21 protein-coding genes and 2 tRNA genes are annotated in these 26,639 nt (G+C 66.9%); 15 read left to right on the top strand and 8 right to left on the bottom strand.

Features of this window, described 5'->3' with window-relative positions; genetic code table 11:
- Positions 1 to 68: 68 nt before the first annotated feature.
- From ACFXP9_RS11230 to copM, 3 genes are all read left to right on the top strand, one after another.
- Positions 69 to 884 carry a DUF817 domain-containing protein gene (locus ACFXP9_RS11230; protein ID WP_397210216.1) on the top strand — a complete coding sequence of 272 codons (816 nt, stop codon included), beginning with the start codon at positions 69 to 71 and terminating at the stop codon, positions 882 to 884.
- Positions 868 to 1,764, top strand: coding sequence for a DMT family transporter (locus tag ACFXP9_RS11225; protein ID WP_397208749.1), 897 nt, complete (start codon positions 868 to 870; stop codon positions 1,762 to 1,764). Before ACFXP9_RS11230 ends, ACFXP9_RS11225 begins: the two co-directional genes overlap by 17 nt.
- Positions 1,765 to 1,857: 93 nt before the next feature.
- A complete protein-coding gene (gene copM / locus ACFXP9_RS11220; protein ID WP_397208750.1) occupies positions 1,858 to 2,451 on the top strand; it encodes a CopM family metallochaperone in 594 nt (197 codons plus the stop codon).
- 71 nt (positions 2,452 to 2,522) lie between these two features.
- Here the strand turns inward: copM and ACFXP9_RS11215 are convergent, their stop codons facing one another.
- Complete coding sequence (locus tag ACFXP9_RS11215) at positions 2,523 to 3,677, bottom strand: deoxyguanosinetriphosphate triphosphohydrolase (RefSeq protein ID WP_397208751.1); 1,155 nt, start codon at positions 3,675 to 3,677, stop codon at positions 2,523 to 2,525.
- Between the two features lie 70 nt (positions 3,678 to 3,747).
- Between ACFXP9_RS11215 and ACFXP9_RS11210 the strand changes: the two genes are divergently transcribed.
- Positions 3,748 to 4,104: a HesB/IscA family protein gene (locus ACFXP9_RS11210; RefSeq protein WP_397208752.1), complete on the top strand. Its 357-nt coding sequence runs from the start codon at positions 3,748 to 3,750 to the stop codon at positions 4,102 to 4,104.
- A 153-nt stretch (positions 4,105 to 4,257) separates the two neighbouring features.
- Here the strand turns inward: ACFXP9_RS11210 and ACFXP9_RS11205 are convergent.
- The 3 genes from ACFXP9_RS11205 to ACFXP9_RS11195 form a co-directional block, all read right to left on the bottom strand.
- Positions 4,258 to 4,332, bottom strand: a tRNA-Gly gene (locus ACFXP9_RS11205).
- A 185-nt stretch (positions 4,333 to 4,517) separates the two neighbouring features.
- A tRNA-Gly gene (locus tag ACFXP9_RS11200) sits at positions 4,518 to 4,592 on the bottom strand.
- A 233-nt stretch (positions 4,593 to 4,825) separates the two neighbouring features.
- Positions 4,826 to 8,257 (bottom strand): pyruvate carboxylase, encoded by a 3,432-nt coding sequence (locus ACFXP9_RS11195; protein WP_397208753.1) that lies wholly within the window; start codon positions 8,255 to 8,257, stop codon positions 4,826 to 4,828.
- Positions 8,258 to 8,450: 193 nt separating this feature from the next.
- Between ACFXP9_RS11195 and ACFXP9_RS11190 the strand changes: the two genes are divergently transcribed.
- On the top strand, positions 8,451 to 9,899 hold the full coding sequence (locus tag ACFXP9_RS11190) for a TrkH family potassium uptake protein (RefSeq protein WP_397208754.1): 1,449 nt from the start codon (positions 8,451 to 8,453) through the stop codon (positions 9,897 to 9,899).
- 84 nt (positions 9,900 to 9,983) lie between these two features.
- On the opposite strand, the gene ACFXP9_RS11185 is transcribed toward ACFXP9_RS11190, so the two are convergent.
- Positions 9,984 to 11,567, bottom strand: a complete 1,584-nt coding sequence (locus tag ACFXP9_RS11185) for a peptidoglycan-binding domain-containing protein (RefSeq protein WP_397208755.1) — start codon at positions 11,565 to 11,567, stop codon at positions 9,984 to 9,986.
- Between the two features lie 80 nt (positions 11,568 to 11,647).
- Between ACFXP9_RS11185 and ACFXP9_RS11180 the strand changes: the two genes are divergently transcribed.
- From ACFXP9_RS11180 to ACFXP9_RS11140, 9 genes are all read left to right on the top strand, one after another.
- Positions 11,648 to 12,604, top strand: coding sequence for a glycine--tRNA ligase subunit alpha (locus ACFXP9_RS11180; RefSeq protein ID WP_397208756.1), 957 nt, complete (start codon positions 11,648 to 11,650; stop codon positions 12,602 to 12,604).
- On the top strand, positions 12,601 to 13,077 hold the full coding sequence (locus ACFXP9_RS11175; RefSeq protein ID WP_397208757.1) for a DUF6446 family protein: 477 nt from the start codon (positions 12,601 to 12,603) through the stop codon (positions 13,075 to 13,077). The genes ACFXP9_RS11180 and ACFXP9_RS11175 overlap by 4 nt, the downstream gene beginning before the upstream one ends.
- A complete protein-coding gene (gene glyS / locus ACFXP9_RS11170; protein ID WP_397208758.1) occupies positions 13,077 to 15,275 on the top strand; it encodes a glycine--tRNA ligase subunit beta in 2,199 nt (732 codons plus the stop codon). The genes ACFXP9_RS11175 and glyS overlap by 1 nt, the downstream gene beginning before the upstream one ends.
- Positions 15,276 to 16,007: 732 nt before the next feature.
- On the top strand, positions 16,008 to 18,563 hold the full coding sequence (locus ACFXP9_RS11165; protein WP_397208759.1) for a putative PEP-binding protein: 2,556 nt from the start codon (positions 16,008 to 16,010) through the stop codon (positions 18,561 to 18,563).
- A gap of 440 nt (positions 18,564 to 19,003) precedes the next feature.
- Entirely contained in the window at positions 19,004 to 19,666 is a 663-nt protein-coding gene (locus tag ACFXP9_RS11160) for a cell wall hydrolase (protein WP_397208760.1), read from the top strand.
- 65 nt (positions 19,667 to 19,731) lie between these two features.
- Positions 19,732 to 20,520: a dihydroneopterin aldolase gene (locus ACFXP9_RS11155; protein ID WP_397208761.1), complete on the top strand. Its 789-nt coding sequence runs from the start codon at positions 19,732 to 19,734 to the stop codon at positions 20,518 to 20,520.
- Positions 20,513 to 21,511, top strand: a complete 999-nt coding sequence (gene folP / locus ACFXP9_RS11150) for a dihydropteroate synthase (protein WP_397208762.1) — start codon at positions 20,513 to 20,515, stop codon at positions 21,509 to 21,511. Before ACFXP9_RS11155 ends, folP begins: the two co-directional genes overlap by 8 nt.
- A gap of 6 nt (positions 21,512 to 21,517) precedes the next feature.
- Complete coding sequence (glmM, locus tag ACFXP9_RS11145; RefSeq protein ID WP_397208763.1) at positions 21,518 to 22,861, top strand: phosphoglucosamine mutase; 1,344 nt, start codon at positions 21,518 to 21,520, stop codon at positions 22,859 to 22,861.
- Positions 22,858 to 23,361, top strand: a complete 504-nt coding sequence (locus ACFXP9_RS11140) for a GAF domain-containing protein (protein WP_397208764.1) — start codon at positions 22,858 to 22,860, stop codon at positions 23,359 to 23,361. Before glmM ends, ACFXP9_RS11140 begins: the two co-directional genes overlap by 4 nt.
- On the opposite strand, the gene ACFXP9_RS11135 is transcribed toward ACFXP9_RS11140, so the two are convergent.
- The 3 genes from ACFXP9_RS11135 to dksA form a co-directional block, all read right to left on the bottom strand.
- The gene (locus tag ACFXP9_RS11135) at positions 23,348 to 24,493 is read right to left on the bottom strand and encodes an FAD-dependent oxidoreductase (RefSeq protein ID WP_397208814.1); all 1,146 of its coding nucleotides are present in this window, start codon (positions 24,491 to 24,493) and stop codon (positions 23,348 to 23,350) included. The genes ACFXP9_RS11140 and ACFXP9_RS11135 overlap by 14 nt on opposite strands.
- A gap of 42 nt (positions 24,494 to 24,535) precedes the next feature.
- Positions 24,536 to 25,114 carry a DJ-1/PfpI family protein gene (locus tag ACFXP9_RS11130; protein WP_397208765.1) on the bottom strand — a complete coding sequence of 193 codons (579 nt, stop codon included), beginning with the start codon at positions 25,112 to 25,114 and terminating at the stop codon, positions 24,536 to 24,538.
- A gap of 80 nt (positions 25,115 to 25,194) precedes the next feature.
- Positions 25,195 to 25,617: an RNA polymerase-binding protein DksA gene (gene dksA / locus ACFXP9_RS11125; protein ID WP_397208766.1), complete on the bottom strand. Its 423-nt coding sequence runs from the start codon at positions 25,615 to 25,617 to the stop codon at positions 25,195 to 25,197.
- 169 nt (positions 25,618 to 25,786) lie between these two features.
- On the opposite strand from dksA, the gene ACFXP9_RS11120 reads away from it, so the two are divergent.
- A complete protein-coding gene (locus tag ACFXP9_RS11120) occupies positions 25,787 to 26,629 on the top strand; it encodes an AAA family ATPase (RefSeq protein WP_397208767.1) in 843 nt (280 codons plus the stop codon).
- Positions 26,630 to 26,639 lie beyond the last annotated feature (10 nt).

The raw sequence follows: 26,639 nt of genomic DNA, 5'->3' as shown, positions 1-26,639 counted from the left end.
GCGGCCTTGAACGCCGCCTTGGTGACCGCGTTCGCGCGCGGTTGCCACGCGCCCCTGGCGATATGGTCATGTTCGTCCTGAAACAGGGATGGGCCTGTCTGTTCGGGGCGCTGATGCTGGCCGCCATCCTGACCAGCCGGGCGCTGTGGTCGCCCGACTGGCCGGTCCAGCGCTATGACGCGCTGTTTTTATTCGCGCTGATCACCCAGGCGGTGTTCCTGATCTTCCGGCTGGAAACCTGGGCCGAGGCGCGGGTCATCCTGCTGTTTCACCTGACCGGCACCGCGATGGAATGGTTCAAGGTCGGTGCCGGGTCATGGACATACCCCGAGCCGGGGCTGTTCAAGCTGATGGGGGTGCCGCTGTTTTCCGGCTTCATGTATGCCTCGGTCGGGTCCTATATGGCGCGGGTGATCCGCATCTTTGACATGCGCTTTGCGCCTTACCCGCCATTCTGGATGACGGTCGGGCTGGCGCTGGCGATTTACGTCAATTTCTTCAGCCACCATGTCGTGCCCGATCTGCGTCTGATGCTGTTTCTGGCCACGCTGATCCTGTTTGGCCGCAGCCGGATCTGGTATCGGCCGGGGCGCTGGTATTGGATGCCGCTGCCGCTGGCGGCATTTCTGACCAGCCTGTTTCTGTGGCTGGCCGAAAATATCGGCACGCTGACCGGGACATGGCTGTATGCCGGGCAGACCAGCCTTGACCGGGTCTCCTTTGCCAAGATCGGGTCGTGGTATCTGTTGCTTTACGTCAGCTTTGTCACGGTGACGCTGGCGATCCGGCCCAATACGCGCGCGCCCGCGGTCCACGCGCCGGGCACGGGCGCGGGCCGCGACCACAGCCGACCTGGCGGGGGCGGGAATGACCCTCAGCCATGAACTGGCCGCGCTTGGGGCGGCGATCTGCTGGTCGATCACCGGGCTGTTGTCGCAACCGGGGGCGCAGGCGCTGGGTCCGTTTGCCTTTAACCGCATCCGGCAGATCATGGTCGTGGCGATGCTGGCGGCGATCATCACCCTGACCGGGCGTTGGGGCGGGGTAACGGCGGGCGATGCGCTGGTGCTGGCGGCATCCGGGGTGATCGGCGTGTTTGCCGGTGACACGGTTTTGTATTTCGCGCTGCTGCGGCTGGGTCCGCGCCGGACCGGGGCGCTGTTTGCGATGAACGCGCCGATTGCCGCCCTGCTGGGTTGGCTGGCCCTTGGGGAACGCCTGTCGCCGCTGGCCATTGCCGGGATCGGGCTGACCACTGCCGGGGTGATGATGGCGGTTCTGGGCCGTCCGGGCCGGTCGGGCAGCCACCGGTTCGAGGCCGTGACCGGCGGCATCTGGGGCGGTATCGGCTTTGGCCTGCTGGCGGCGACCGGACAGGCGGTGGGGTCGCTGATCGCGCGCCCGGTGATGGCGACGGGGTTTGACCCCTATACCGCCTCGCTGATCCGGGTCGGCGTGGCGGCGCTGTGCCTTGTCGGCCTGACCAGCCTGCCACTGCGCGCCGTCCGGCCACGCGGGCGGCTGACGCCCCGGATCGCCCTGTTCACGCTGTTATCGGGGCTGGTGGCCATGGTGATGGGCATGACGCTGATGATGTTTGCGCTGCAAGGGGGCAAGGTCGGGATCGTGTCGACGCTGTCGGCGCTGTCGCCGGTGCTGATCCTGCCGCTGCTATGGGGGCTGACGGGGGCGCGCCCCTCGGGGACGTCATGGCTGGGGGCGGTGCTGGCGGTGGCGGGGATGGCGCTGATCTTCACGCGCTGACTCGCGCGCAGGTGATTTGCGGCCATGGCCGGGGCGGTCCAGTCTGGCCGGATGGTTCCCGTCGCGTCGCCGGTCTGAAAGGAAAGACAACCCATGATCCGCCCCCTGTTGCTGGCCGCCCTGTGCAGCCTTCCCGCCGCCGCCATGGCGCAAAGCCCCGCCCCGCATGACCATGCTGCCGCCGCACCCGGTGCCGCCAGCCCGGCAGCGGGCGCGGCCGACGCCGCCTATCGCGCGGCGCTGGACAAGATGCACAGGGGCATGGCGTTTCCGCTGACGGGCAATGCCGATGCCGATTTTCTGCGCGGCATGATCGCCCATCATCAGGGCGCCATCGACATGGCGCGGGTGGTGCTGGAACATGGCAGCGACCACCGGGTCCGCCTGCTGGCCGAACAGATCATCGCCACCCAAGGGGCCGAGATCACCCGGATGCAGGACTGGCTGAACCAGGCCACCCCATCCGCATCGCCCAAAGCCGCCAGCCCGGACGCCACCACGCCCGACGCCAGCGCCCGCCCCGCCGCGCCGACCGCCCCGGCCAGCAGCGCCGCCCCCCGTCCGCGCCCGCAGGCGCTGCCGCAAAAGGCACCTCGGGCCAAGCCCGCGACCCCGCCCAAGACCGCCCCCGGTGCCCGCCCCGATGCGGTCGCAACCCAGCCCCCGGCGGCCCGTCCCGCCCCCTGAGGCCGCCCCCCTGAGGCCGGGCAGACCGCACGGGCGAGACGTGTCAGGTGCGGCGGGTCAGGCGGTGCGGGTCAGGCGAACAGGCGCTGATATTCCGCGATGGCGAAACGGTCGGTCATGCCCGCGACATAATCCAGCACGATGCGGGCGCGGGCGGTTTCGTCATTTGCGCCCGCGACATCGGCCTGCCAATCGGCGGGCAACAGCGACGGATCGGCCAGAAAGCCGGGAAACATCGCCTCCAGCATCCGGGTGACGCTGGCGCGTTCCTCCATCACCGAGGGGGCGCGATACATGCGGGTGAACAGGAAGGATTTCACCGCTTTCAGGTTCTGATACAGCGGCTTGGAAAAACGGATGATCGGGCCGTCGCTGTTGCGGATGTCATCGACATGGCCCGGCTGCATCGCCGCCAGCCGGTTTTGCGCCACGGCGATCACGTCCTCGACCATGACGCCAAAAACGCGGCGCAGGGCCTCGTGGCGGCGGCGCATGGGGGCAAGGCCGGGATGCAGGCGGTCCACCTCGGCAAAGGCGGGGCCGACGATGGGCAGATCGGCCAGATCGCCCTCCGAGAACAGGCCCGAGCGCAGCCCGTCATGCAGGTCGTGGTGATTATAGGCGATGTCATCGGCCACCGCCGCCACCTGCGCCTCGGCGCTGGCATAGGTGTGCAGGCCCAGATCCCAGGCCTCGTTCACCTCGGCCAGCGCATAGGGCAGGGGGGTGTCGGTGACCGGGCCGTTATGTTTGGCGATACCCTCGAGGCTTTCCCAGGTCAGGTTCAGCCCGTCGAAATCAGCATAGTGCTTTTCCAGCCGGGTGACGATGCGCAGCGCCTGCGCGTTGTGATCAAACCCGCCATAGGGCGCCATCAGCGCGGCCAGCGCGTCCTCGCCGGTATGGCCGAACGGGGGGTGGCCAAGGTCATGGGCCAGTGCCACCGATTCCGCCAGATCGGTGTTCAGATCCAGCGCCCCGGCAATGGTGCGGGCGACCTGCGCGACCTCGATCGTGTGGGTCAGCCGGGTGCGGTAATAATCACCGCGATAGGCATCGCCATCATGTTCGACAAAGACCTGCGTCTTGTGCTTAAGCCGCCGGAAGGCGCTGGAATGGATGATGCGGTCGCGGTCGCGCTGCCACGGGCTGCGAAAGGTCGACATGCGTTCGGTGTGAAACCGTCCGCGACTGTCGGCGGGCTGGCAGGCATAGGGCGCGGTCATCAGGGCCTTCCTTGAAGCATTGCGCGCCAGAGCCTATATTCCACAGCCATAAGGACAACGGGAACGGCCCATGAACGTGAACCTCAATCTGCCGCCAAAAGTCACAGATCGCGCCTTTGCGCGGCTGGCCGCCATCAATGACGGCACCGATCAGCCGCGCCCGCTGCGCGTGGCGGTGTCGGGGGGCGGCTGTTCGGGCTTTCAATACGACATCCGGCTGGACGAGGCGGCGCCCGATGACCTGATCATCGAAGGCCCGTCCGAGGAACAGGCCCGTGGCCAGCGGGTGCTGATCGACCCGGTTTCGCTGCCGTTTCTGGCCGGTGCCACGATTGATTTCGAGGACGAGCTGATCGGCGCGCGTTTTGTCATCGACAATCCGAACGCCACCAGTTCCTGCGGCTGCGGCACGTCCTTTTCGATCTGACCAGCGGCTGCGGGTTGGGCAGGGGGCGCCCGCGCCCCCTCTGGCCCGTGCGGGCCATTCACCCCCGGAGGTATTTTCAACAGGGGCGAGGGGGGGCAGGCCTGCGATGATGACGCCATGAAAAAAGCCGCCCTGCGGCGGCCTGTTTTCCGATGGAGCGGGCGATGAGATTCGAACTCACGACCCTAACCTTGGCAAGGTTATGCTCTACCCCTGAGCTACGCCCGCACTCCGTTTCGGTGAGGCGGTATTTAGCCCCCCGTGCCGGGGCCTGCAAGGGGGGTATGGCGATTTTCTGACAGAAAAAATGGCTGGCCTGCGGGCGGACGGCGCGGCGTGGAACTGGGGGAATGTCAGGGCAGCGGGGCCATTGCGGCATGAAAAAAGCCGCCTTGCGGCGGCCTGTTTTCCGATGGAGCGGGCGATGAGATTCGAACTCACGACCCTAACCTTGGCAAGGTTATGCTCTACCCCTGAGCTACGCCCGCACTCCGTTTCGGTGAAGGCGCGTTTACGGGATGCGGCGGGGGGCTGCAAGCCGAAAAAGCGCGGCGGGTGAAAAAAACATTCGCCACCCTTGCGCGAACTGTCCGTCCTGCCTGTCGTGATGCGAAAGCGGGCGGTGCTGTGATGCCCCGCCCACCTCGCTTCTGTCTGAAATACCTTCAGGGGGTGAATGGCCCGCACGGGCCAGAGGGGGCGCGAGCGCCCCCTTTTTGCGTTATTCCAGCTCGATCAGCAGGTCTTTGGCGTCGATCTGCTGGCCGGGGGTGACGTGGACGGCCTTGATCACCGCATTGCGGTCGGCATGGATGCCGGTTTCCATCTTCATCGCCTCGATCGTCAGCAGGATGTCGCCGGTCTTGACCTTCTGGCCTGCGGTGGCCGCGACCGTTGCCACCACGCCGGGCATCGGTGCGCCAATATGCCCGGCATTGGCCGGATCGGCCTTGGGCCGGACGGCGGTGGCCGATTTTACCAGACGGTTGGGCACGCGAATGTTGCGCGGCTGGCCGTTCAGTTCGAAAAACACCTTCACTTCGCCGGCGTCATCGGTTTCGCCAATGGCTTGCAGGCGGATTTCCAGCGTCTTGCCGGGGTCGATTTCGGCGCTGATCTCCTCGCCGGGTTCCATGCCGTAAAAGAAGGTCCGCGTCGGCAGCGTGCGCACCGGGCCATAGATCTTGTGGCGCTGCGCATAGTCGGTGAAGACCTTGGGATACATCAGATAGCCGTTCAGATCCTCGTCGTCGATATCGGTTTCCAGATCGGCGGCCAGTTTGGCGCGGGTGGTCTGAATATCGACGGGCGGCAGGTTGGCGCCGGGGCGTTCGGTCAGGGGCGTTTCGCCCTTCAGCACTTTCTTTTGCAGCGCCTCGGGCCAGCCGCCGGCGGGTTGGCCCAGATTGCCGCGCAGCATGTCGACCACCGAATCGGGAAAGACCACATCGGTGGCCGGGTCTTCGACCTGCGCCCGCGTCAGCCCCTGCGCCACCATCATCAGCGCCATGTCCCCGACCACCTTGGACGAGGGCGTGACCTTGACGATATCACCGAACATCTGGTTGGCATCGGCATAGGCCTGCGCGACCTCGTGCCAGCGTTCCTCGAGCCCAAGCGAGCGCGCCTGCGCCTTGAGGTTGGTGAACTGGCCGCCCGGCATTTCGTGCAGATAAACCTCGGATGCGGGGGCGCGCAGGCCGGATTCAAAGGCGGTATACTGATTGCGCACGGCCTCCCAGTAATTGCTGATCTGGCGGATCGCGCCAAGGTCCAGCCCGGTCGCGCGGTCGGTATCGTCCAGCGCGGCGACGATGGACCCCATGCAGGGCTGGCTGGTGCCGCCTGACATCGCGTCCATGGCGGCATCGACGACATCCACCCCGGCCTCGGCGGCGGCCAGAACGGTGGCGGCGGACATGCCGCTGGTGTCATGGGTGTGGAAATGCACCGGCAGGCCGATTTCATCCTTCAGCGCGCGGATCAGCACCCGCGCCGCCTCGGGGCGCATCAGGCCGGCCATGTCTTTCAGCCCCAGAATATGGGCCCCGGCATCGCGCAGGTCGCGCGCCATCGACAGGTAATATTTCAGGTCATATTTCGACCGCTGCGGGTCCAGCATATTGCCGGTGTAACAGATCGTGCCTTCGCAGATCTTGCCCGATTCGATCACCGCATCCATGGCCACGCGCATGTTTTCGACCCAGTTCAGGCTGTCAAAGACGCGGAACACGTCAACGCCCGATCTGGCCGCCTGCGCGACAAAGCTTTGCACCACATTGTCGGGGTAATTGGTGTAACCCACCCCGTTCGAGGCCCGCAGCAGCATCTGCGTCATGATATTGGGCATCCGCTCGCGGATGTCGCGCAGGCGCTGCCAGGGGCATTCCTGCAAAAAGCGATAGGCCACGTCAAAGGTCGCGCCGCCCCAGCATTCGACGCTGAACAGGCCGGGCAGATTGGCGGCATAGGCCGGCGCCACCCGCACCATATCGACCGAGCGCATCCGCGTCGCCAGCAACGACTGGTGGCCGTCGCGCATGGTGGTGTCGGTGATCATCACCCGCGGTTGCGCCGCCAGCCAGTCCGCCACGGCCTGCGCGCCGTTCTGTTCCAGCATCTGACGGCCACCGGGCTGAACCTCGGCCAGCGCGGCGGGGGCGGTGGGCACCCGGATATCGGCGGGCGGGGCCGGGCGGTCTGTGGTTTCGGGATGACCGTTGACGGAAATATCCGCGATATAGGTCAGGATCTTGGTCGCGCGGTCCTGACGCTGGGTAAAGGTGAACAGGTCCGGCGTCGTGTCGATGAATTTAGTGGTATATTCATCGGCCAGAAACACCGGATGTTTCAGCAGGTTGATGACAAAGTCGATATTTGTGCTGACACCGCGCACGCGGAATTCGCGCAGCGCGCGGTCCATGCGGGCGATCGCCTGTTCCGGGGTCTGGGCATGGGCCGTGACCTTGACCAGCAGCGAATCGTAAAAGCGCGTGATCACCCCGCCCGCATAGGCGGTGCCGCCATCCAGACGGATGCCCATGCCGGTGGCGGTGCGATAGGCGGTGATGCGCCCGTAATCGGGGATAAAATTGTTTTGCGGGTCTTCGGTCGTGACCCGGCATTGCAGGGCGTGCCCCGACAGGGTGACGTGGTCCTGATCCGCGATGCCGGTGGCCTGTGCCAGCGTGGCGCCCTCGGCGATGCGGATCTGGGATTGCACGATGTCGATGCCGGTGACCTCTTCGGTCACGGTGTGTTCGACCTGAACGCGGGGGTTGACCTCGATGAAATAGAACGCGCCCGTGTCCATATCCATCAGGAATTCGACCGTGCCCGCATTCTGATAACCGACGGCACGACCGATCTTCAGCGCCAGTTCGCAGATTTCGGCGCGCTGATCATCGCTGAGGTAAGGGGCGGGGGCGCGTTCGACGACCTTCTGGTTGCGGCGCTGAACGGTGCAGTCGCGTTCATACAGGTGATACAGGCCGCCATGGGTGTCGCCAAGCAGCTGAACCTCGACATGGCGGGCGCGCAGGATCATCTTTTCCAGATAACCCTCGCCATTGCCAAAGGCGGCCTCGGCCTCGCGGCGGCCTTCGCGGACCTTTGCCTCCAGCTCCTCGGGGGTGTTGATCGGGCGCATCCCACGCCCGCCGCCGCCCCAGCTGGCCTTCAGCATCAGGGGATAGCCGATATCGGCGGCCTCGGCGCGGATGGCGTCGAAATCATCCCCCAGCACATCAGTCGCGGGAATGACCGGAACCCCGGCCTGAATGGCGACCTTGCGGGCGCTGGCCTTGTCGCCAAGCGCGCGCATCGTGTCGGCGCGCGGGCCGATAAAGGTGATCCCGGCCCTGGCGCAGGCATCGACGAAATCGGGGTTTTCCGACAGCAGGCCATAGCCGGGGTGGATGGCATCCGCGCCCGATTCCTTTGCCACCCGGATGATCTCCGGGATCGACAGATAGGCCGCGACCGGTCCCAGCCCGGCCCCGATGCGATAGGCCTCGTCCGCCTTGAAGCGGTGCAGCGACAGCTTGTCCTCTTCGGCATAGACGGCGACGGTCTTTTTTCCCAGCTCATTGGCGGCGCGCATCACGCGGATGGCGATTTCGCCGCGATTGGCGATCAGGATCTTGTTGAACATAGGCGCTTTTCCCCCGGTGTAATGCGGGCATGTTAGCCATGCTGCATTGCAGCGCAACAGGATTTTGTAACCGTTTTGTGACTGTCCCCCCGCCAATGGGCGGCTTGCCGCCGGGCAACAGTCGCCCGCCCCGGATCAGGGCCCCCGCCCGCGATGCTTGACGTGCTGGGGCGGCGCGTCCATTGATCGGCGCATGATTGACCTGCGTCCCGTCGCCAATACCATCGGCAAACTTGTCGTCACGCTGGGTGTGGCGATGCTGGTGCCGTTGGCCATCGACTGGTGGCATGGCGATCCGCATTGGCACGCCTTTCTTCAGGCGGCGCTGCTGACGGTGCTGGCCGGGGGGCTGACCCTGCTGGCCACGCGCACCGCCGATAACGCGCTGACCCTGCGGCAGGCTTTCGTGCTGACATCCGGGTTATGGGCGGTGTTGCCGCTGATGGGGGCGCTGCCCTTCATGATCGGGGCGCCGCATGTCGGCTTTACCGATGCCTATTTCGAGGCCATGTCCGGCATGACCACCACCGGCACCACCGCCTTTCCGGCGCTGGACGACCTGCCCAAGGGGGCGAATTTCTGGCGTGCCATGCTGCAATGGATGGGCGGTCTGGGGATCGTGGTGGTGGCGATGGTGTTTCTGCCGGTGATGAAGGTCGGCGGGATGCAGTTTTTCCGCTCGGAAGGGTTTGACACTTTGGGCAAGGCGCTGCCGCGCGCCTTTGACATCGCGGCCGAGATGACCGCCATCTATATCGGCCTGACGGCGGCGGCGGCGGTGGTGTTCATCATGCTGGGGATGGGCGCCTATGACGCGGCCTTTCACGCACTGACCACGATGTCGACGGGCGGTTTTTCCAATTACGACGCCAGTTTCGGCACCTATCTGGGGGCGCCGGAATGGGCGGCGGCGGTGTTCATGGTTCTGGCCTCGATCCCGTTTATCCGCATGGTGCAGGCGCTGCGTGGCAATGCCATGCCGCTGTGGCGTGACGTGCAGATCCGCGCCTATCTGCGCTGGATCTTCTATGCGGTGGCGGTGATCGTGCTGTATCGGCTGATTTATATGGAAGATATGCACCCGCTGGATGTGGTGCGCGAGACGGTGTTCAACGTCATCTCGACCTTCTCGGGGACGGGGTTTGCCAGCACCGATATGTCGGCATGGGGGCATCTGCCTTTCGTGGTGCTGATCGTGGTCGGGCTGATCGGCGGCTGCACCGGGTCGACGGGCTGTTCGGTGAAGGTGTTCCGCTATCTGGTGCTGATCCAGGCGGTGCGCGCGCAGGTGCGCCGGATGCGGTCGCCGCACCGCGTCTATCCGCTGCGGCTCGAGGGGCGGTCGCTGGATCAGGACGTGGTCGATTCGGTGATGGCCTTCTTTACCCTGTTCGTGCTGACCTTCGGCCTGCTGATCGTCGGGCTGGCGCTGACCGGGCTGCATCCGCGCACCGCCCTGACCGGGGCATGGACGGCGATTGCCAATGTCGGCCCGCTGTGGGGCCCCGAGGTGACGGCAAACGGGTCGGTCCAGCAATTGCCGGTCGCGGCGAAATGGCTGATGATCACCGGCATGTATCTGGGCCGGCTGGAGCTGGTTTCCGTTTTCGTGCTGTTGCTGCCACGTTTCTGGCGGGCCTGAGCTTTGCGGCGGGCGCCGGCGCCGGGGTATTTGGACAACGAAGAAACCGGCGCGGTCGTGATGATCCGCGCCGGTTTTTTGGGTTCAGTCAGCCGGTGATCCGGCGTCCGGTGCCGGGGCGGTGGTGGGTTCGGGGGCTGGCATCAGGGTCAGGCTGTCTGCGATCTCGGCTGCGACGCGCCCGGCATCGGCGGACTGGGCCGTGGGCCAGATCAGCACAAAGCCGGTGATCTGTTCGCCATCGCGGCGCAGCTCGGCGCGGGCGGTATGCTGGTCATCGCTGCCGCGCAGGGTAATGGTGCCGGTGCCGTCCTGTCGTTCGGCGCGGGGCACCCAGCCAAGCGCGGTGACCAGACCGGCCAGTTGCGCCATGCGGTCGCGCCCGCCCTGATCTGCGATCAGGATCAGCGCCGTGCCCGAGCCGTCGCGCGGGCCATAGATCGCCATCGGGCCTTTGTTCTGTTTATGCGCGACCCGGTTCAGCGGCGCGATCAGCGCCAGCCGGGTATGGGCGTCTTGCAGCGTTTCCAGACCCATCCGGTCGCGCCAGTTCTGGCGCTTTTCCAGCAGCCGCTGCATGGCGGTGCCGCTGTCGGTCGACAGCCGTTCCGCGCCCATGGCCGCCGCAATCGCCTTGCGGGTTTGCGGGCCGGATTTGCCGTCGATCGCCCCGTCGTAATAGCCGCCCCAGCGCAGGGCCTGCTGGACCTGTGCCATCGGCGGCATGGGGGCGGTGGCGTCGGGGGCGGGCAGGTCGGGCGCCGGGGCGGCGTCCAGTTCCTGCCCCAGATCGTCGCGTGTGGTCACGAAAGCGTCTTTGGCGATCAGCCCGCTGTCCTTGAAGGTTCGCGCCCATGGCGCCGCGCTGTCCTGATCCAGCGGTCCCAGTGCCAGCGCGAACCAGCCCGAGGGCAGTTGAAACAGGCTGACCCCCGGCAGGGTCTGGCGCAGGGCGGCCAGTTCGGCATCGGCCTTGTCGCGGGTTTGCAGGGCGCGCAGCCGGATAAAGCCGTCGGGCAGGTCCGGCGCGGCGGTGGTGTCGGATGTGGCGGCATCTTGCGCGGGGGCGGGGCTGGCGTCGGCACTGTCAGCCGCGCTGTCCCCGGTGGCGGGGGGCTGGGATGCGTCAGGCTGGGGGGGCGCCTCGGCGGGGGGGTGTTGCGGTTGCGGCATATCCTCGGGGTCGGCGCCGGGGGTGTCCGGGGCGCTGGCATCCGCTGGCATGGCCTGTGCTGGCGCTGGTGCGGTATCCGGGCTGGTGCCCGTTACGGGGGCGGTCTGGTCGGGGCTGTCCGCGCTGCCATTCCCGGCGGACCCATCCTTGGCCGCTTCGGCGCGGGCGGCGCGCAGGGCGTCGGCCCCCAGCGGCTGGCGCCCGTCGGCGGCGGTCAGGAAGCTGTCACGCGGGATGCTGTCTGACGCCCGCAGCGCGTCATAGCGCGCCACCGCCTGACCCACATCCAGCGGACCCAGCGCGATGCCGGTCCATCGGCCCGGCAGGTCCAGCGCCACGGCTTCGGGGAAATGTTCCTGCCAGCGCGACAGCGCCGCCTGTGCCTGCGCGTCGGGCGCGGCCTCCAGCCGGATATAGGCGTCCTGCGCCAGCGCGGACGTGCCCGCCGCCGCCGTTGTTGCCAGCATGGCCGCCCAAATCATCTTGCGTTGCATTGCCACCCCCTGATTGACCCTGTGCCGCGACCTGCCTAATACACATCGCGCGTGCGATCATTAGCCAAAAGGACGCCCCCATGACCAGCCCCGATGCAGCAGCCCCCGCGAAACCCCGCTGTTTCCAGGAGGTGATCCTGCGGCTGCAAGCCTATTGGGCGGCCACCGGCTGCGCCGTTCTGCAACCCTATGACATGGAGGTCGGGGCCGGCACCTTCCACCCCGCGACCACGCTGCGCAGCCTTGGCACGCGGCCCTGGGCTGCGGCCTATGTCCAGCCCTCGCGCCGTCCGACCGACGGGCGTTACGGCGAAAACCCCAACCGGTTGCAGCATTATTACCAGTATCAGGTCATTATCAAACCCAGCCCGCCCAACCTGCAAGACCTGTATCTGGGCAGCCTGCGGGCCATTGGTCTGGACCCGATGGTGCATGATGTCCGCTTTGTCGAGGATGACTGGGAAAGTCCGACCCTTGGCGCATGGGGCCTTGGCTGGGAGGTCTGGTGCGACGGGATGGAGGTCAGCCAGTTCACCTATTTCCAGCAGGTCGGCGGCCATGACTGCCACCCCGTGTCGGGCGAGCTGACCTATGGTCTGGAACGTCTGGCGATGTATGTGCTGGGGGTCGATCACGTCATGGATATGCCGTTCAACGACCCGGACGCGCCGATCCCGCTGAGCTATGGCGATATTTTCCGCCAGACCGAACAGGAATATTCGCGCTGGAACTTTGATCAGGCCGATACCGACATGCTGTTTGCCCATTTCAGGGATGCCGAGGCCGAATGCGCCCGCATCCTTGACGCCGCTGAAACCGACAGCGCCGGGCGGCGCATTCCAATGGCGCATCCGGCCTATGATCAGGCGATCAAGGCCAGCCATCTGTTCAACCTGCTGGATGCGCGCGGGGTGATTTCGGTGACGGAACGTCAGGCCTATATCGGGCGCGTCCGTGCCTTGGCCAGGCGTTGCGCCGACCTATTTGTCACCACCGGGGCCGCGACCGGGGCCAATGCCGCGCAGGCGCAGCCATGAACGGCAAAATCCTTGTCGCCGGGCTGGCGCTGGTCACGGTGATGACGGCGGCCTCGGTGTATTATTTGCAGGTCTATGGCTATTACGACGATGTGTCGGAACTGGCGGGCGATGACATGCGCCTGACCCTGCTGGATGGCGACCAGATCCCGCTTGCCACCACTGATTTCCGCGCCATTGATTCCGACAGCTCGCCGCTGCGTTACCGCGCCTGCTTTACCATTGACCCGGCGCAGGCCGATGGCGCGCAGCCGTTTGACGGCGCCACCCCGCTGAACGGCCCGTCGTGGTTTCACTGTTATTCCGCACGCGCCCTGACCGAGGATCTGGCCTCGGGTCAGGCCCGCGCTTATCTGGGGCAGCCCGAGATCCGCCCCGATGTGGACCGCGTCATCGCGGTCTATCCCGATGGCCGCGCCTTCGCGTGGCACCAGCTGAACGACAAAACCCCCGAGCGTGGAGTGATGGACTGATGCCCGACCTGCTGATTGAACTGTTCAGCGAAGAAATCCCCGCGCGGATGCAGGCCAAGGCCCGCGAGGATTTGCGCAAACTGGTCACCGACGGTCTGGTCGGGGCCGGGCTGACCTATGCCGGCGCGGGCGCGTTTTCGACGCCGCGCCGCCTGACCCTGACGATTCAGGGCCTCAGCCCCGAAAGTCCCACCACGCGCGAGGAACGCAAAGGCCCCCGCGTCGATGCCCCCGAAAAGGCGCTGGATGGCTTTCTGCGCGGGGCCGGGCTGACCCGTGACGACCTTGAAATTCGCGACGACAAGAAGGGGCAGGTCTATTTCGCGACCATCACCCGCCCCGGTCGCCCCGCCGCCGACATTGTGGCCGAGGTGCTGGACACCACCATCCGTAACTTTCCGTGGCCCAAGTCGATGCGCTGGGGGACGGGCAGCCTGCGCTGGGTGCGGCCTTTGCATTCCATCATCTGCCTGTTGTCCGATCAGGGCGGCGCGCAGGTGGTGCCGCTGACGGTTGACGGCATCGCGGCGGGCGATGAAACCCGTGGCCACCGCTTTATGGCGCCCGATGCCTTTCGCGTCACCGGCTTTGACGATTACACCGCCAGACTGCGCCGCGCCAAAGTGATGCTGGACCCCGCCGAGCGCGAGGCCGAGATCCGCGCCCAAGCCGAAAATCTGGCTTTCTCGCGCGGCTGGCAGATCGTGCCTGACGATGGGCTGATGCGTGAACTGGCCGGTCTGGTCGAATGGCCGGTGCCGCTGATGGGCGTGATCGAGGACCGCTTTCTGGACCTGCCGCCCGAGGTGTTGCAGACCTCGATGAAGGAACACCAGAAATTCCTGTCCGCCCGCAACCCCAAAACCGGCCGGATCGAGGGGTTCGTGACCGTCGCCAATATTGCCACGCCCGATGATGGTGCGACCATTCTGGCCGGCAACCAAAAGGTTCTGGCGGCGCGCTTGTCGGATGCGTTGTTCTTTTGGGACAATGACATGCGTCAGGCCCGGTCGGGCATGGCGGATTGGGCCGATGGGCTTGGCGCGGTGACGTTCCACAACAAGCTGGGGTCGCAGGCCGACCGCGTGACCCGCATCGCGGCGCTGGCGCGCGACATTGCCCCGCTGGTGGGCGCCGACCCCGATCAGGCAGCAAAGGCCGCGCAACTGGCCAAGCTGGACCTTCGATCCGAAATGGTGGGTGAATTCCCGGAATTGCAGGGGATCATGGGCCGCTATTACGCGCTGGCGGCGGGACAGGACGCTGCCGTGGCCGACGCCGCCCGCGACCATTATTCGCCGCTGGGTCCGTCCGATGAGGTGCCGGACGCGCCGGTCTCGGTCGCTGTGGCGCTGGCGGACAAGATCGACACGCTGACCGGTTTCTGGGCCATCGACGAAAAGCCCACCGGGTCCAAAGACCCCTATGCCCTGCGCCGCGCCGCGCTGGGGGTGATCCGGCTGGTACTGGGCAATGAGGTCCGGGTGGGGCTGTGCGAAAAAATTCGCGCTGCAATACCTAATGTAGGTGCCTTTGCTTCGCTTCGCCAACAGGCTGATAAGGCTGAGTCCACGCTTACTGAAACAATGGACGAGACAGCGGCTTGGGACCGCGCCAACATGACATTTTCAGATGCGTCGGCGAGTGCCGCCAGAGCTGAAACAGGACTGGCCCGCGACCTTCTTGCCTTCCTGCATGACCGCCTCAAGGTCCACCTCCGCGATCAGGGCATCCGCCACGACATTATCGACGCGGTGCTGACGATGGGGGGCAGCGACGATCTGGTGCTGGTGGTCAAACGCGCCACCGCCCTGAATGCGATGCTGGTGACCGAGGACGGGACCAACCTGCTGCAAGGCCTGAAACGCGCCGCCAATATCCTTGGTCAGGCCGAGGAAAAGGACGGCGTGGAATACAGCTTTGGCGCCGATGTGAAATTCGCGCAAACGGAGGCCGAACGCGACCTGTTCGCGGCGCTGGACGCGGCGGAACCGGCGATCAAAACGGCGGTCGGGGCCGAGGATTTCCCTGCCGCGATGACCGCCATTGCCGCCCTGCGCGCCCCGGTGGATGCGTTTTTCGAGGCCGTTCAGGTGAACACGGATCACGACATCATCCGCCGCAACCGCCTGAACCTTCTGTCCCGCATCCGCGAAGCCGGCCGCCAGATCGCCGACTTCACGAAAGTTGAGGGGTGAGGCACGCCCGTAAAAGGTCCGGGGGACCTTTTACAGTGCCGAACGCCCGAAGCGCAGCGAAGGGCCGCACGCCCGTAAAAGGTCCGGGGGACCTTTTACAGTGCCGAACGCCCGAAGCGCAGCGAAGGGCCGCACGCCCGCAAAAGATCCGGGGGACGCTGTGGCGGGGTAAGGCGCCTCCGGCACCTTCCCTGATCCGCCTCCGATACAGTGCCGAACGCCCGAAGCGCAGCGCAGGGCCGCACGCCCGTAAAAGATCCGGGGGACGCTGTGGCGGGGTAAGGCGCCCCCGGCACCTTCCCCGATCCGCCTTCGATGCACGCCGCATCCTGACCGGATCTTTAATCGCCCTGCACGGGCGCAGGCCCCTCCAGCCATCCCCGGCCCGTCGCTGCCCCGCCGCGAACGGCCCTGAAACCCTGCGCCGCCGCCCGTCCCGCGACCTGAACGCCCGCCAGATGTCCCGCCCCCAACGTCGCGCGCCCCCAGTCCGGGAATCCGTTCGGGCGCCCCGCAGCGACAGCACACATGCGCCGCGCCCGCCGCATCCTTGCCGCCCGTGCGCACCGCTTGCCTTACCCACACCCGCGCTGCCTCGCTTCTGTCCCAAATACCTCGGGGGAAATCGGCGCAGCCGATTGGGGGCGGCGCCCCCGACGGCCTGACAGCCCGCGCCTCACGGCCATGCTTTCCCCTTGCGGCAGTGCAGAAATCGCGCCTAATCTGCCGGTTATGGAAATCATCGACCACCCCCTGTCCCTGCTGGAAATCACCCCCTCGGCGGGGATCGACCGGCGCAGCCATGGCTGGCGGGCAAAATGCCTGCAACGGCTGATCCGCATGGACCTGCCGGTGCCGCGCAGCCACGCGCTGTCCTTTGATGCCGTGCGCGCCATTGCGCAGGGCCGGGTGACACAGTGGGACCGGCTGGCGCAGATTGCCGCGCAGGGGCTGGTCAGCGTGCGGCCATCGGCGCGCGAGCCGGAATGGGGCGGGCCGGGGACGGTGCTGAATGTCGGCATGAACGACGCCCGCCATGCGAGACTGGCCGCTGCGCTGGGGGAAAAATCTGCCGATGCCATCTATGCCGGGTTCATCCAGTCCTATGCCGTGCATGTCGCCCGGCTGGACCCCGATATGTTCGAGGGCGACAGCCCCGACCTGACCGCGCTGCGCCGGGCCTATCGCGACGAAACCGACGAAGACTTCCCCCAGGACCCCGCCCGCCAGCTGGCCGAGGTGCTGCGATCCATGGCCCGCACATGGGACGGCCCGACCGCGCGGCTGTTGCGTCAGGCCAAGGGCGCGCCGCTGGATGCGCCGCTGGGACTGGTGGTTCAGGACATGGCGCTGGCGCTGGGGCCGGGGGTGACCGGGTCGGGGACGATCCAGTTCATTGACGACGTGACGGGTCAGCCGCGCATCACCGGGCGCTTTCGCGGCCAGACACAGGGCCGGGCGCGCGGGCAGGGGGCGGAAACGCTGTATCTGACCCGCGACCCGCGCGGCCCCTCGCTGCAAGAGGCCGCGCCGGACGTGTTTGCCGACCTGATCCGCTTTGGTCAGGCCGCCCGCGAACGCCTGCGCGAGGAAATGCAGATCGAATTCGTGGTCGCGGACGGGCGGCTGTCGCTGATCGACGCGGTGCGGGTGGCGCGCAGTTCGCGCGCGGAATTGCGGGTCGCGGTGGCGATGGTGCGTGACGGCATCATCCCCGCATCCGAGGCGCTGATGCGGGTCGAGCCGCGCGCGCTGACCGACCTGCTGCACCATCAGGTCGACCCGCGCCAGCCGCGCGATGTGCTGGCGCGCGGCATCAATGCCAGCCCCGGCGCCGCCACCGGTCGCATCGTCTTTACCGCCGCCGCCGCGCAGGCCGCCGCGGCGCGCGATGAAAGCTGCATTCTGGTGCGGCGGGAAACCGTGCCCGGCGATATTCGCGGCATGCACGCCGCCGTTGCGGTGCTGACTGAACGCGGTGGCATGACCAGCCACGCCGCGGTTATTGCGCGCGGGCTTGGCGTGCCCTGCATTGTCGGCGCCAGCGGCATCAGCATTGATTCGCGCAACCGCGTGTTAAGCGCCGGCAAGATCACCCTGCGCGAGGGCGATATCGTCACCGTCGACGGCACCCGTGGCGAGGTTCTGCTGGGGGCGGCGGCCCTGCTGGAACCGGCGCTGGACGACGATTTCAACCAGCTTCTGGAATGGGCCGATCAGGCCCGCCGGATGGATGTGCGCGCCAATGCCGACACCCCCGAGGACGCCCGCACCGCGCGCCGCTTTAACGCGCAGGGCATCGGGCTGTGCCGGACCGAACATATGTTCTTTGACGAAGACCGCCTGCCCGCCATGCGCGAGATGATCTTTGCCGACAGCGCCGATGACCGGCGCATGGCGCTGGACCGCCTGCTGCCGATGCAGCGCAATGATTTTCAGTCGCTGTTCAGCATCATGGCCGGTCTGCCGGTGACGATCCGGCTGTTTGACCCGCCGCTGCATGAATTCCTGCCCCATGACCGCGAGGGGATGCGCGAGCTGGCCGAATCGCTGGACCTGCCGCTGTCGGATGTGACCCGGCGCGTCGAATCGCTGACCGAATTCAACCCGATGCTGGGGATGCGCGGCGTGCGTCTGGGGATCGCCATGCCCGAAATCTATGACATGCAGGCCCGCGCCATCTTCGAGGCCACCATCGAATCGTCGCGTCAGGGCGCCCCCGTCGTCCCCGAAATCATGATCCCGCTGGTCAGCGCCATGCGCGAGGTCGAGCTGGTCAAGACCCGCGTCGATGCGGTCGCGGCGGCGGTGCGCAATGAAACCCGCGCCGATTTCACCTATCGGCTGGGGGTGATGGTCGAAACCCCGCGCGCGGCGCTGCGGGCCGGTGACATTGCCCATCATGCCAGCTTTTTATCCTTCGGGACCAATGATCTGACGCAAATGACCTATGGTCTGTCGCGCGACGATGCCGGGCGCTTTATGGGCGCCTATGTCGGGCAGGGCGTCTATGCCGAGGACCCGTTCCACATTCTTGACCGCGAAGGTGTCGGTGAATTGCTGAGCATCGGTGCCGGTCGCGCCCGTGCGGTCAGCCCCGATATCCGCATCTCGCTGTGCGGCGAACATGGCGGCAATGCCGAATCCATCGCGTTTTGCGAACAGGCGGGGTTCGATTACATCTCGTGCTCGCCCTTCCGGGTGCCGCTGGCGCGGCTGGCCGGGGCGCGGGCATCGCTGATGGCGCGGGGGCAGGTCGCCCGCCACCACCTGCGCGACGGCGGTTAAGACCCGGCCAGCCGGCGGGACATCAGGGCTTTGACATCTGAACCTTGGGGCAGGGGGCCGGCTGATCCGGGCCGGGCCTTGCCCATGGCAAAGCGCGGGACACGGCGGTTGTGTGGCGCGTGTTCCCGACCCGTGGGAGCGGTCTGATCCGGGGGCCGCTTCGGGGGTGACGAATCGGTTTTTCAGCGCCCGTTGCGATGCAGAACCATGGCGCGCAAGGAAAATCTTGCCGAAAGCCGCCGATCCGGGGTGGAATCGTCGGCGGGTTTCCGCCTGTCAGGGGTGTTTTTGGTCCAAATCCCCGCCTCACGCGGCTGTGTTATGGTCTCGTTAACGGGTGGTCGCTTACCTGTCTGGCGATCCGCCCCTCTCTGCCGGGGGGCGACCAAGCTGCCAAACCGAACGAAGCCCGTTCAGAATCGAAACAGGACCGCCCTTAAATGCGTTACTTGCCCGACTGGATTGCGCGACTGACTGTGTGTGTTGCCGTCGCCTTGCCCGTCCTTGCCCCCGCATCCGCCAGCGCCGAAAGCACCCGCACGGCCAGCTATGAACAGCGCCTGTCGCAATACAAGGCCCGCAACGCCGCGCGCATGGTCGCGCCGCGCAGCACCCGCCCGCTTTATGTCGGCGCCGCCCCGGCCCGGATCAGCGCCGCCGCTGCCGGCCCCGAACAGCTGTACCGCGCCAGCGCCAACGCCGCTGGCGCGCCCTCCAGCCGCGAACTGCAATGCATGACCGAGGCGCTGTATTTCGAGGCCCGCGGCGAACCCCGCGCCGGTCAGCGCGCCGTGGCCGAGGTGATCCTGAACCGCGTCGACAGCGGGCGCTTTCCCGATAATGTCTGCGGCGTGGTCAATCAGCGTGGCCAGTTCAGCTATACCATCGGCGGGTCGCGCAAGATCCGCAACAAATCGGCCTATATGCGGGTCCGCGCCGTCGCGATGGAGGCCCTGTCGGGCGCCCCGCGCAGCCTGACCAATGGCGCGACCTATTTCCACACCCCGCAGGTCCGCCCCTCGTGGTCGCGCCGCTTTACCCGCACCACGCGGATCGGCAGCCACATCTTTTATCGTCAGGGGCGGCAACTGGCCTCGAACTAGGCTGAATCCGGCCTGCCCCGGCCCCGCCCCTTGCGGCGGGGCTTTTTTATTGGATAACCAGCGACATGGATATCGCTGATCGCATTCATCTTCGTGACTATATCGTGGCTGCCGATATCGGCGCCTTCCAGACCGAGCGTGGCCAGAACCAGCGCCTGCGCTTTGACCTCGAGGTCGAGCTTGCCGAACCGGCGCTGGGCGTGAATGACGATGTCGACCGCATCCTGTCCTATGACGTGCTGACCGACGCCATTGCCGCGGGGCTGGCCGACCAGCGCTATAACCTGCTGGAAACCCTGGCCGAGAAAATCGCCGCCGAGGTGCTGCGCCATCCGCGCGCCGACCGGGTGGCGGTGACCATCGAAAAGCTGGACCGGGTGCCGGGGGCGCTGGGGGTGACGCTGACGCGGCGGGCCGGGCGCGTGGCCGCCGATGGCGGTCTGCCCGCGCGGCCGCTGGTGGTGATGGACGGGGGCGGTCACACCCTGCCCAAGGGCGCGGTGGTGCTGGTGCCCGATGCGCCGGGGCTGCCGCTGCCGGGCGGCGGTGGCGACCGTCAGGTGCGGCTGCTGGCGCTGGATCAGGCGGCATGGGTGCTGGCGGCGCGGCTGGGGCTGACCGTGGCCGACAGCCGGACCGAACTGGACTGGGCCGTGACGGAGGGCCGCGCCGTGGTCTGGGCCCCGGCGCGGATGATCGCGGATGTGGCCGGTCAGGATGCCGACCCGCTGGCGCTGGCTGTCTGGCTGGCGGAACGGATGCGCGCCGAGGCGCTGTTGCTGCCGGCCGCGCTGACTGCGCCCGCCCATCCCACGCTGCCGGTCCGGCGCTGGCCGGGGGGCGCGGATGACTGACTATTACCGCCCCATCCCGCTGTTGCCCGGACAGGCCGCGCCCGGTGCCTTGCGGCTTGCCGGGGGCTGGACCCGCTTTGCCGAAATCGAGCTGCTGCGCCGGGGGCAGCCCCCGCAACGCCTGCCGGTGGCCGATCTGCCGGGTGACTGGCGCCACCGCCTGACCGCGCCGCGCCCCGATATGCTGGGGGTGCCGATGGCCCGCCCCAGTCTGATGGGGATTGTGAATGTCACCCCGGACAGTTTCTCGGACGGGGGGATGTGGGACGACACTGACCGCGCCGTGGCCCATGGTCGCGACCTGTTGGGGCAGGGGGCCGATTTTCTGGATGTGGGCGGCGAATCGACCCGCCCCGGCGCGGCCGAGGTTCCGGTGGATGCCGAAATCGCCCGCGTTACCCCGGTGATCCTGGAACTGGCATCGGCGGGGCCGGTCAGCGTGGATACCCGCAAGGCCGCTGTCGCCGCCGCCGCGACCGGGGCCGGGGCGGGGTTGGTCAATGACGTGTCGGGTTTCGATTTCGACCCGGCCATGGCGGCACAGGTGGCGGGCGACGGGGCCTTGGTCTGTCTGATGCACGCGCAGGGCCTGCCGGACAGGATGCAGGACGATCCGCGCTATGACGATGTGGTGCTGGATGTCTATGACGCGCTGGCCGCGCGGGTGGCGCGGGCGCAGGCGGCGGGCATTGCGCCATCGCGGATCTGCATTGATCCCGGCATTGGCTTTGGCAAGACGCAGGCGCATAATCTGGCGATCCTGCGGCGGATTTCGCTGTATCATGGTCTGGGCTGCCCGGTCCTGCTGGGGGTGTCGCGCAAGCGCTTTATCGGCAGCATCGGCAACGCCGAATCGCCCGAGGCCCGCGATGCCGGCACGCTGGCGGTGACGCTGGCGGCCATTGCGCAGGGCGTCCAGATTCACCGCGTTCACAATATTGCCGCCATTGCGCAGGGCATCGCCCTGTGGATGGCCGTCGCTGAGGAGTAAGACAGAATGACCAGAAAGTTCTTTGGCACTGACGGGGTGCGTGGCCGGGCCAATACCTATCCGATGACGGCGGAAATGGCGCTGAAACTGGGGGCCGCCGCAGGCCGTTATTTCCGGCGCGACGGCAAGAACGGGCACCGGGTGGTGATCGGCAAGGACACGCGGCTGTCGGGCTATATGCTGGAAAATGCGCTGACGGCGGGTCTGACCAGCACCGGGATGAATGTGCTGCTGCTGGGACCGATCCCGACCCCGGCGGTGGGCTTTCTGACCCGCTCGATGCGGGCGGATCTGGGGATCATGATCTCGGCCAGCCACAACCCGGCGGATGATAACGGCATCAAGTTCTTCGGTCCCGATGGCTTCAAGCTGTCCGACGAGGCCGAGCTGGAAATCGAGGCCCTGCTGGAGGGCGAGATCCGGCTGGCGCAGCCCCAGAATATCGGGCGCGCGCTGCGCATCGACGACGGGCTGGGGCGCTATGTCGAATATGCCAAGACCACCTTTCCGCAGGGGCTGCGTCTGGATGGGCTGAAGGTGGTGGTCGATTGCGCCAACGGTGCCGCCTATCGCGCCGCGCCCGAGGTGTTGTGGGAACTGGGCGCGGATGTGGTGGCGATCGGTGACGAACCCGATGGCCGCAATATCAATGACGGCGTCGGCTCGACCCACCCCGGGGCCTGCGCCTCGATGGTGCGCGAACATGGCGCCGATCTGGGGATCGCGCTGGATGGCGATGCCGACCGCATCCAGATTCTGGATGAAACCGGGCGGCTGGCCGATGGCGATCAGCTGATGGCGCTGATGGCGTCGCGTTGGGCCGACGAGGACCGGCTGAAAGGCGGTGCGCTGGTGGCGACGGTGATGTCCAATCTGGGGCTGGAAAAGTTCCTGACCGGGCGCGGTCTGCGGCTGGAACGCACCAGCGTGGGCGACCGCTATGTCGTGGAACGGATGCGGTCGGGCGGTTTTAACCTTGGCGGTGAACAATCGGGGCATATCGTGATGACCGATTACGCCACCACCGGCGACGGGCTGATTGCCGGGCTGCAGTTTCTGGCCGCCATGGCCGCCAGCGGGCGCCGGGCCAGCGAATTGGTGCATCAGTTCGACCCGGTGCCGCAATTGCTGAAAAACGTCCGCTATGCGGCGGGCAGCGACCCGCTGGCCAGCCCCGCCGTTCAGGCCGAGATCGCCGCCGCCGAGGCCCGCCTTCAGGGGTCGGGCCGGGTGCTGATCCGCAAATCCGGGACCGAGCCGCTGATCCGCGTCATGGCCGAGGCCGGCGACGACGCCACCCTGCACGAGGTCGTCGACGCCATCATCGCCCGGATCGAATCCGCCGCATGACCGCCGCTGACCTGACCCCGGCGCTGGCGGCGTTCAGCGCGGCCATCGCGCAGGGGACAGGTCAGCCGCAGCGGGCGTTTTCGGCGCTGCATGACCTGACCCGCGCCACCATCGGCGCGCGTCTGTTCACGGTGATGCGTTTTGACGCTGACCGGGGCGTTGCCGCGCGGTTGTTCAGCAGCGATCCGCTGGCCTATCCCCCGGCGGGGGAAAAACCGGTACGGCCGGACCGCTGGTCGGAACAGGTTCTGGTGCGAAAACAGCCCTTCATTGCCAATGACTTGGCGGCAATAGCCGAGGTGTTTTCAGATCACGCACAAATCGCGGCGCTGGGGTGTCAGTCCTGCCTGAACCTGCCGCTGATTATCGGTGGTCAGGTTCTGGGAACGCTGAACTGCCTTGACGTGGCCGGGCATTACACCCCGCAACGCGTCGCGCAGGCGGCCTGTCTGGTGGCGCCGGGGCTGGTGGCAATGTCGCTTGCGCTTAGGCTTGCGTGAAAACCTCGGCCACGGGGTCATAGTCATAGATCCAGTCGAACCGCCCCAATAACCGGTCCGGCGCCAGCGCCGAAACCGCGCGCAGGCCCAGATGCCCGGCCAGCGCCACCGGGCCTGACAGGTGGTAATTGCGGGCATTGGCGTTGGCGGCCTCGACAATGCGGGTCACGCGCGGGCGGCGGCGGGCCTGCCATTCGGCCAGCGCCTGCGCCTGATCGGGGATCGCATCCAGTGCGGCGGCCAGCAGCCAGGCATCCTCGATCGCCATGACCGCGCCTTGCGCCATGAAGGGCAGGGTCGGGTGGGCGGCGTCGCCCAGAATCGCCGCGCGCCCGTCCTGCCAGCGTCCGGCCACGGGGTGGCGGAACAGGCCCCAGATGCGGACCTCGGACACCTGCGCCAGCCAGCCGGGCACCGGCCCGCCGAACCGCGCAAAGGCGGCGCGCAGATTGGCGGGGTCGTCGGGCTGTGACCAGTCCTCGGCCACCCATTGGTCACGTTCCTGCACGGCGACGATATTGCGCAGCCCGTTCGCCAGCGGATAGCTGACCAGATGCCGCCCCGGTCCCATGAACACATGCGCCTCGGGGGGGGCGGCACTTTCCAGCGGGATCAGCGCCCGCCACGCGGTCTGGCCGGTAAAGAACGGGTTGCGCTTGCCGTCCAGCACCTCGCGCACACGGGAACGCGCGCCATCGGCGCCGATGACCAGACCGGCCTCGTTCGGCAGGCTTTGCACCAGCGTGTTCAGGCGGATGGTCACCCCGGCATCGCGGGCGGCCTGTTCCAGCACCGCCAACAGCCGGGCGCGGTGGATCATCCGAAACGCGGCATCGGGGCGATGCGCGGCCAGATCCAGCCGCGCCACCCGGCGCCCGGCGCGGTCATGCAGCTGCACCGCCCGCGACCGGACCGAGACCGCATCCAGCGCCGTGTCCAGCCCCAGCGCCGCCAGCACCCGCCCCGCATTGGCCGAAATCTGCAACCCCGCGCCCACCTCGCGCAGGGCATCGGCGCGTTCCAGCACCGTCACCTGCGCCCCGCGCTGCGCCAGTGCCAGCGCCGCCGTCAGCCCGGCCACGCCGCCACCGATCACCGTAATCTCGCGCTTGTCCAGATGCCCCATGGCGATGGTCCTTTCCGGTGCGGCACCGCCTGCGGACAGGGGGCCGCGTCAGGATGTCAGTTCGGCGCCAAGCATGGCCTGCATCTGCGCCAGATTATCCGCGCCCACCCCGCTGGCCGCCAGCACATGACGCGCAAAGCTGACCGGCGCGGTGCCCGCAGCCGTGATCACCCCGCCATCTGACACGGCGGCGGGCTGGTCGCAATAGCGCCCGCGCCCGGCATAACCGGGCAGAAAGTGGTCGACGAAATCCGCGCCGTTCGAGGTGTGATCCACATCATCCAGCAGCCCCGCGCGTCCCAGCGCCAGCGTGGCCGCGCAGATGCCGGCGACGGTCTGGCCACGGTTCTGCGCGGCCTGCAACAGCGACGACAGGTCCGGCGCCTGCGGCCCGGTCCAGATATCGCCGCCGCACAGCACCAGAACCTCGTCCCCGGTCAGGGAAATGTCGGGCAACCCGGTCACCCGCAGCCCCGCCATCGAGGTCACATCGCCCCCGCCCGGTGTCGCGTGGCGCACTGAAACGCCGTAAAACGACGCCCCCGCCGCGGCGATCAGCGGTGTTTCCCAATCGGCATAGCCCTGGGTCAGAACGATCAGGATGGGTTTCAGCGTGTCCTGCGTCATGGTTGGGTCCTTTTTGAATGCGCCAAGGGCGCGGCCATGAAAAAGGCGCGGTCCCTGCCGCGCCTTATGCCGTCCGAATTTTAACCGTCACGATGCACGCGTTCGCGGCGTTCGTGTTTTTCCTGCGCCTCCAGCGTCATGGTGGCGATGGGGCGGGCGTCCAGCCGTTTCAGGCTGATCGGGTCGCCGGTCATTTCGCAATAGCCGTATTCGCCATTCTCGATCCGGCGCAGGGCGGCGTCGATCTTGCTGACCAGCTTGCGCTGGCGGTCGCGGGTGCGCAATTCGATGGCGCGGTCGGTTTCCTCGGACGCGCGGTCGGCCAGATCGGGGACATTGCGCGCGCTGTCTTGCAGCCCTTCCAGCGTCTCGGCCGACTGGTCCAGCAATTCCTGCTTCCACGCGACCAGCTTACGGCGGAAATATTCAAGCTGACGCTCGTTCATGAAGGGTTCGTCCTCGGCGGGGCGATAATCCTCGGGCAAGAAGGTCTGGGATTTCATCATTCCTCCGGCGGGCCGGAGATGAAGAAAAGGTCTTCCGGCCTTACGGCTGCCGCCTTACCGGATGCAGCCCCTGTTGTCACGCTTAGATTTGTCTGTCGGGGTGGGCGCTTGCCGGGCGCGGGTGGCGCGGCTAAGGTCGCGCGGCAACACGGACAGGAGGCCCCCGATGCGTTTCACCGGAACCGACCGCTATGTCGCGCCGCCCGATCTGGCGATGGCGGTGAATGCCGCCGTGACGCTGGAACGCCCGTTGCTGGTCAAGGGCGAACCCGGCACCGGCAAGACCGAACTGGCGCGTCAGGTGGCGGCCAGTCTGGGGCTGCCGATGGTGGAATGGAATATCAAATCCACCACCAAGGCACAGCAGGGCCTGTATGAATATGACGCCGTCAGCCGCCTGCGCGACAGCCAGTTGGGCGATGAACGGGTCCATGACGTGGCCAATTACATCCGCAAGGGCAAGCTGTGGCAGGCCTTCGAGGCCGATGGCAAGGTCGTGCTGCTGATCGACGAGATCGACAAGGCGGATATCGAGTTTCCCAACGACCTGTTGCAGGAACTGGACCGGATGGAGTTTCACGTCTATGAGACCGGCCAGACGGTTCAGGCCCGGCATCGCCCGGTAGTGATCATCACCTCGAATAACGAAAAGGAACTGCCCGACGCGTTTTTGCGGCGCTGTTTCTTTCACTATATCCGCTTCCCCGATGCCGAAACGCTGACCCGGATCGTTCAGGTCCATTACCCCGACCTCAAGCCGCGCCTGCTGACCGCGGCGCTGGAACAGTTCTTTGACCTGCGTCAGGCACCGGGGCTGAAGAAAAAGCCCTCGACCAGCGAATTGCTGGACTGGCTTAAGCTGATCCTGGCCGAGGACCTTGCACCTGAGGACCTGACCCGCGATCCGCAGACCGTGCTGCCCAAGCTGCATGGGGCGTTGCTGAAGAACGAACAGGATGTGGCGCTGTTCGAAAAACTGGCCTTCATGGCCCGGCGGCAAGGCCGGTAAGGGGCGCCGC

The organism is Paracoccus jiaweipingae, assembly GCF_044335505.1.
In the GTDB taxonomy this organism is placed as follows: Bacteria; Pseudomonadota; Alphaproteobacteria; order Rhodobacterales; family Rhodobacteraceae; genus Paracoccus.
The sequence above is the reverse complement of the archived record's forward strand: the minus strand, read 5'-3'. Positions and strand labels throughout refer to the sequence as shown.

Excerpts from the sequence above, each read along its gene's own strand:
- ACFXP9_RS11165 (WP_397208759.1), top strand. The coding sequence starts at position 16,008 with ATGGAAATCATCGACCACCCCCTGTCCCTGCTGGAAATCACCCCCTCG.
- ACFXP9_RS11175 (WP_397208757.1), top strand. The coding sequence starts at position 12,601 with ATGAACGGCAAAATCCTTGTCGCCGGGCTGGCGCTGGTCACGGTGATG.
- folP (WP_397208762.1), top strand. The coding sequence starts at position 20,513 with ATGACTGACTATTACCGCCCCATCCCGCTGTTGCCCGGACAGGCCGCG.
- ACFXP9_RS11210 (WP_397208752.1), top strand. The coding sequence starts at position 3,748 with ATGAACGTGAACCTCAATCTGCCGCCAAAAGTCACAGATCGCGCCTTT.
- ACFXP9_RS11185 (WP_397208755.1), bottom strand. The coding sequence starts at position 11,567 with ATGCAACGCAAGATGATTTGGGCGGCCATGCTGGCAACAACGGCGGCG.
- dksA (WP_397208766.1), bottom strand. The coding sequence starts at position 25,617 with ATGAAATCCCAGACCTTCTTGCCCGAGGATTATCGCCCCGCCGAGGAC.
- ACFXP9_RS11160 (WP_397208760.1), top strand. The coding sequence starts at position 19,004 with ATGCGTTACTTGCCCGACTGGATTGCGCGACTGACTGTGTGTGTTGCC.
- ACFXP9_RS11195 (WP_397208753.1), bottom strand. The coding sequence starts at position 8,257 with ATGTTCAACAAGATCCTGATCGCCAATCGCGGCGAAATCGCCATCCGC.
- ACFXP9_RS11190 (WP_397208754.1), top strand. The coding sequence starts at position 8,451 with ATGATTGACCTGCGTCCCGTCGCCAATACCATCGGCAAACTTGTCGTC.
- ACFXP9_RS11180 (WP_397208756.1), top strand. The coding sequence starts at position 11,648 with ATGACCAGCCCCGATGCAGCAGCCCCCGCGAAACCCCGCTGTTTCCAG.
- ACFXP9_RS11225 (WP_397208749.1), top strand. The coding sequence starts at position 868 with ATGACCCTCAGCCATGAACTGGCCGCGCTTGGGGCGGCGATCTGCTGG.
- ACFXP9_RS11215 (WP_397208751.1), bottom strand. The coding sequence starts at position 3,677 with ATGACCGCGCCCTATGCCTGCCAGCCCGCCGACAGTCGCGGACGGTTT.
- ACFXP9_RS11155 (WP_397208761.1), top strand. The coding sequence starts at position 19,732 with ATGGATATCGCTGATCGCATTCATCTTCGTGACTATATCGTGGCTGCC.
- glmM (WP_397208763.1), top strand. The coding sequence starts at position 21,518 with ATGACCAGAAAGTTCTTTGGCACTGACGGGGTGCGTGGCCGGGCCAAT.
- ACFXP9_RS11120 (WP_397208767.1), top strand. The coding sequence starts at position 25,787 with ATGCGTTTCACCGGAACCGACCGCTATGTCGCGCCGCCCGATCTGGCG.
- ACFXP9_RS11140 (WP_397208764.1), top strand. The coding sequence starts at position 22,858 with ATGACCGCCGCTGACCTGACCCCGGCGCTGGCGGCGTTCAGCGCGGCC.
- ACFXP9_RS11230 (WP_397210216.1), top strand. The coding sequence starts at position 69 with ATGTTCGTCCTGAAACAGGGATGGGCCTGTCTGTTCGGGGCGCTGATG.
- copM (WP_397208750.1), top strand. The coding sequence starts at position 1,858 with ATGATCCGCCCCCTGTTGCTGGCCGCCCTGTGCAGCCTTCCCGCCGCC.
- ACFXP9_RS11130 (WP_397208765.1), bottom strand. The coding sequence starts at position 25,114 with ATGACGCAGGACACGCTGAAACCCATCCTGATCGTTCTGACCCAGGGC.
- glyS (WP_397208758.1), top strand. The coding sequence starts at position 13,077 with ATGCCCGACCTGCTGATTGAACTGTTCAGCGAAGAAATCCCCGCGCGG.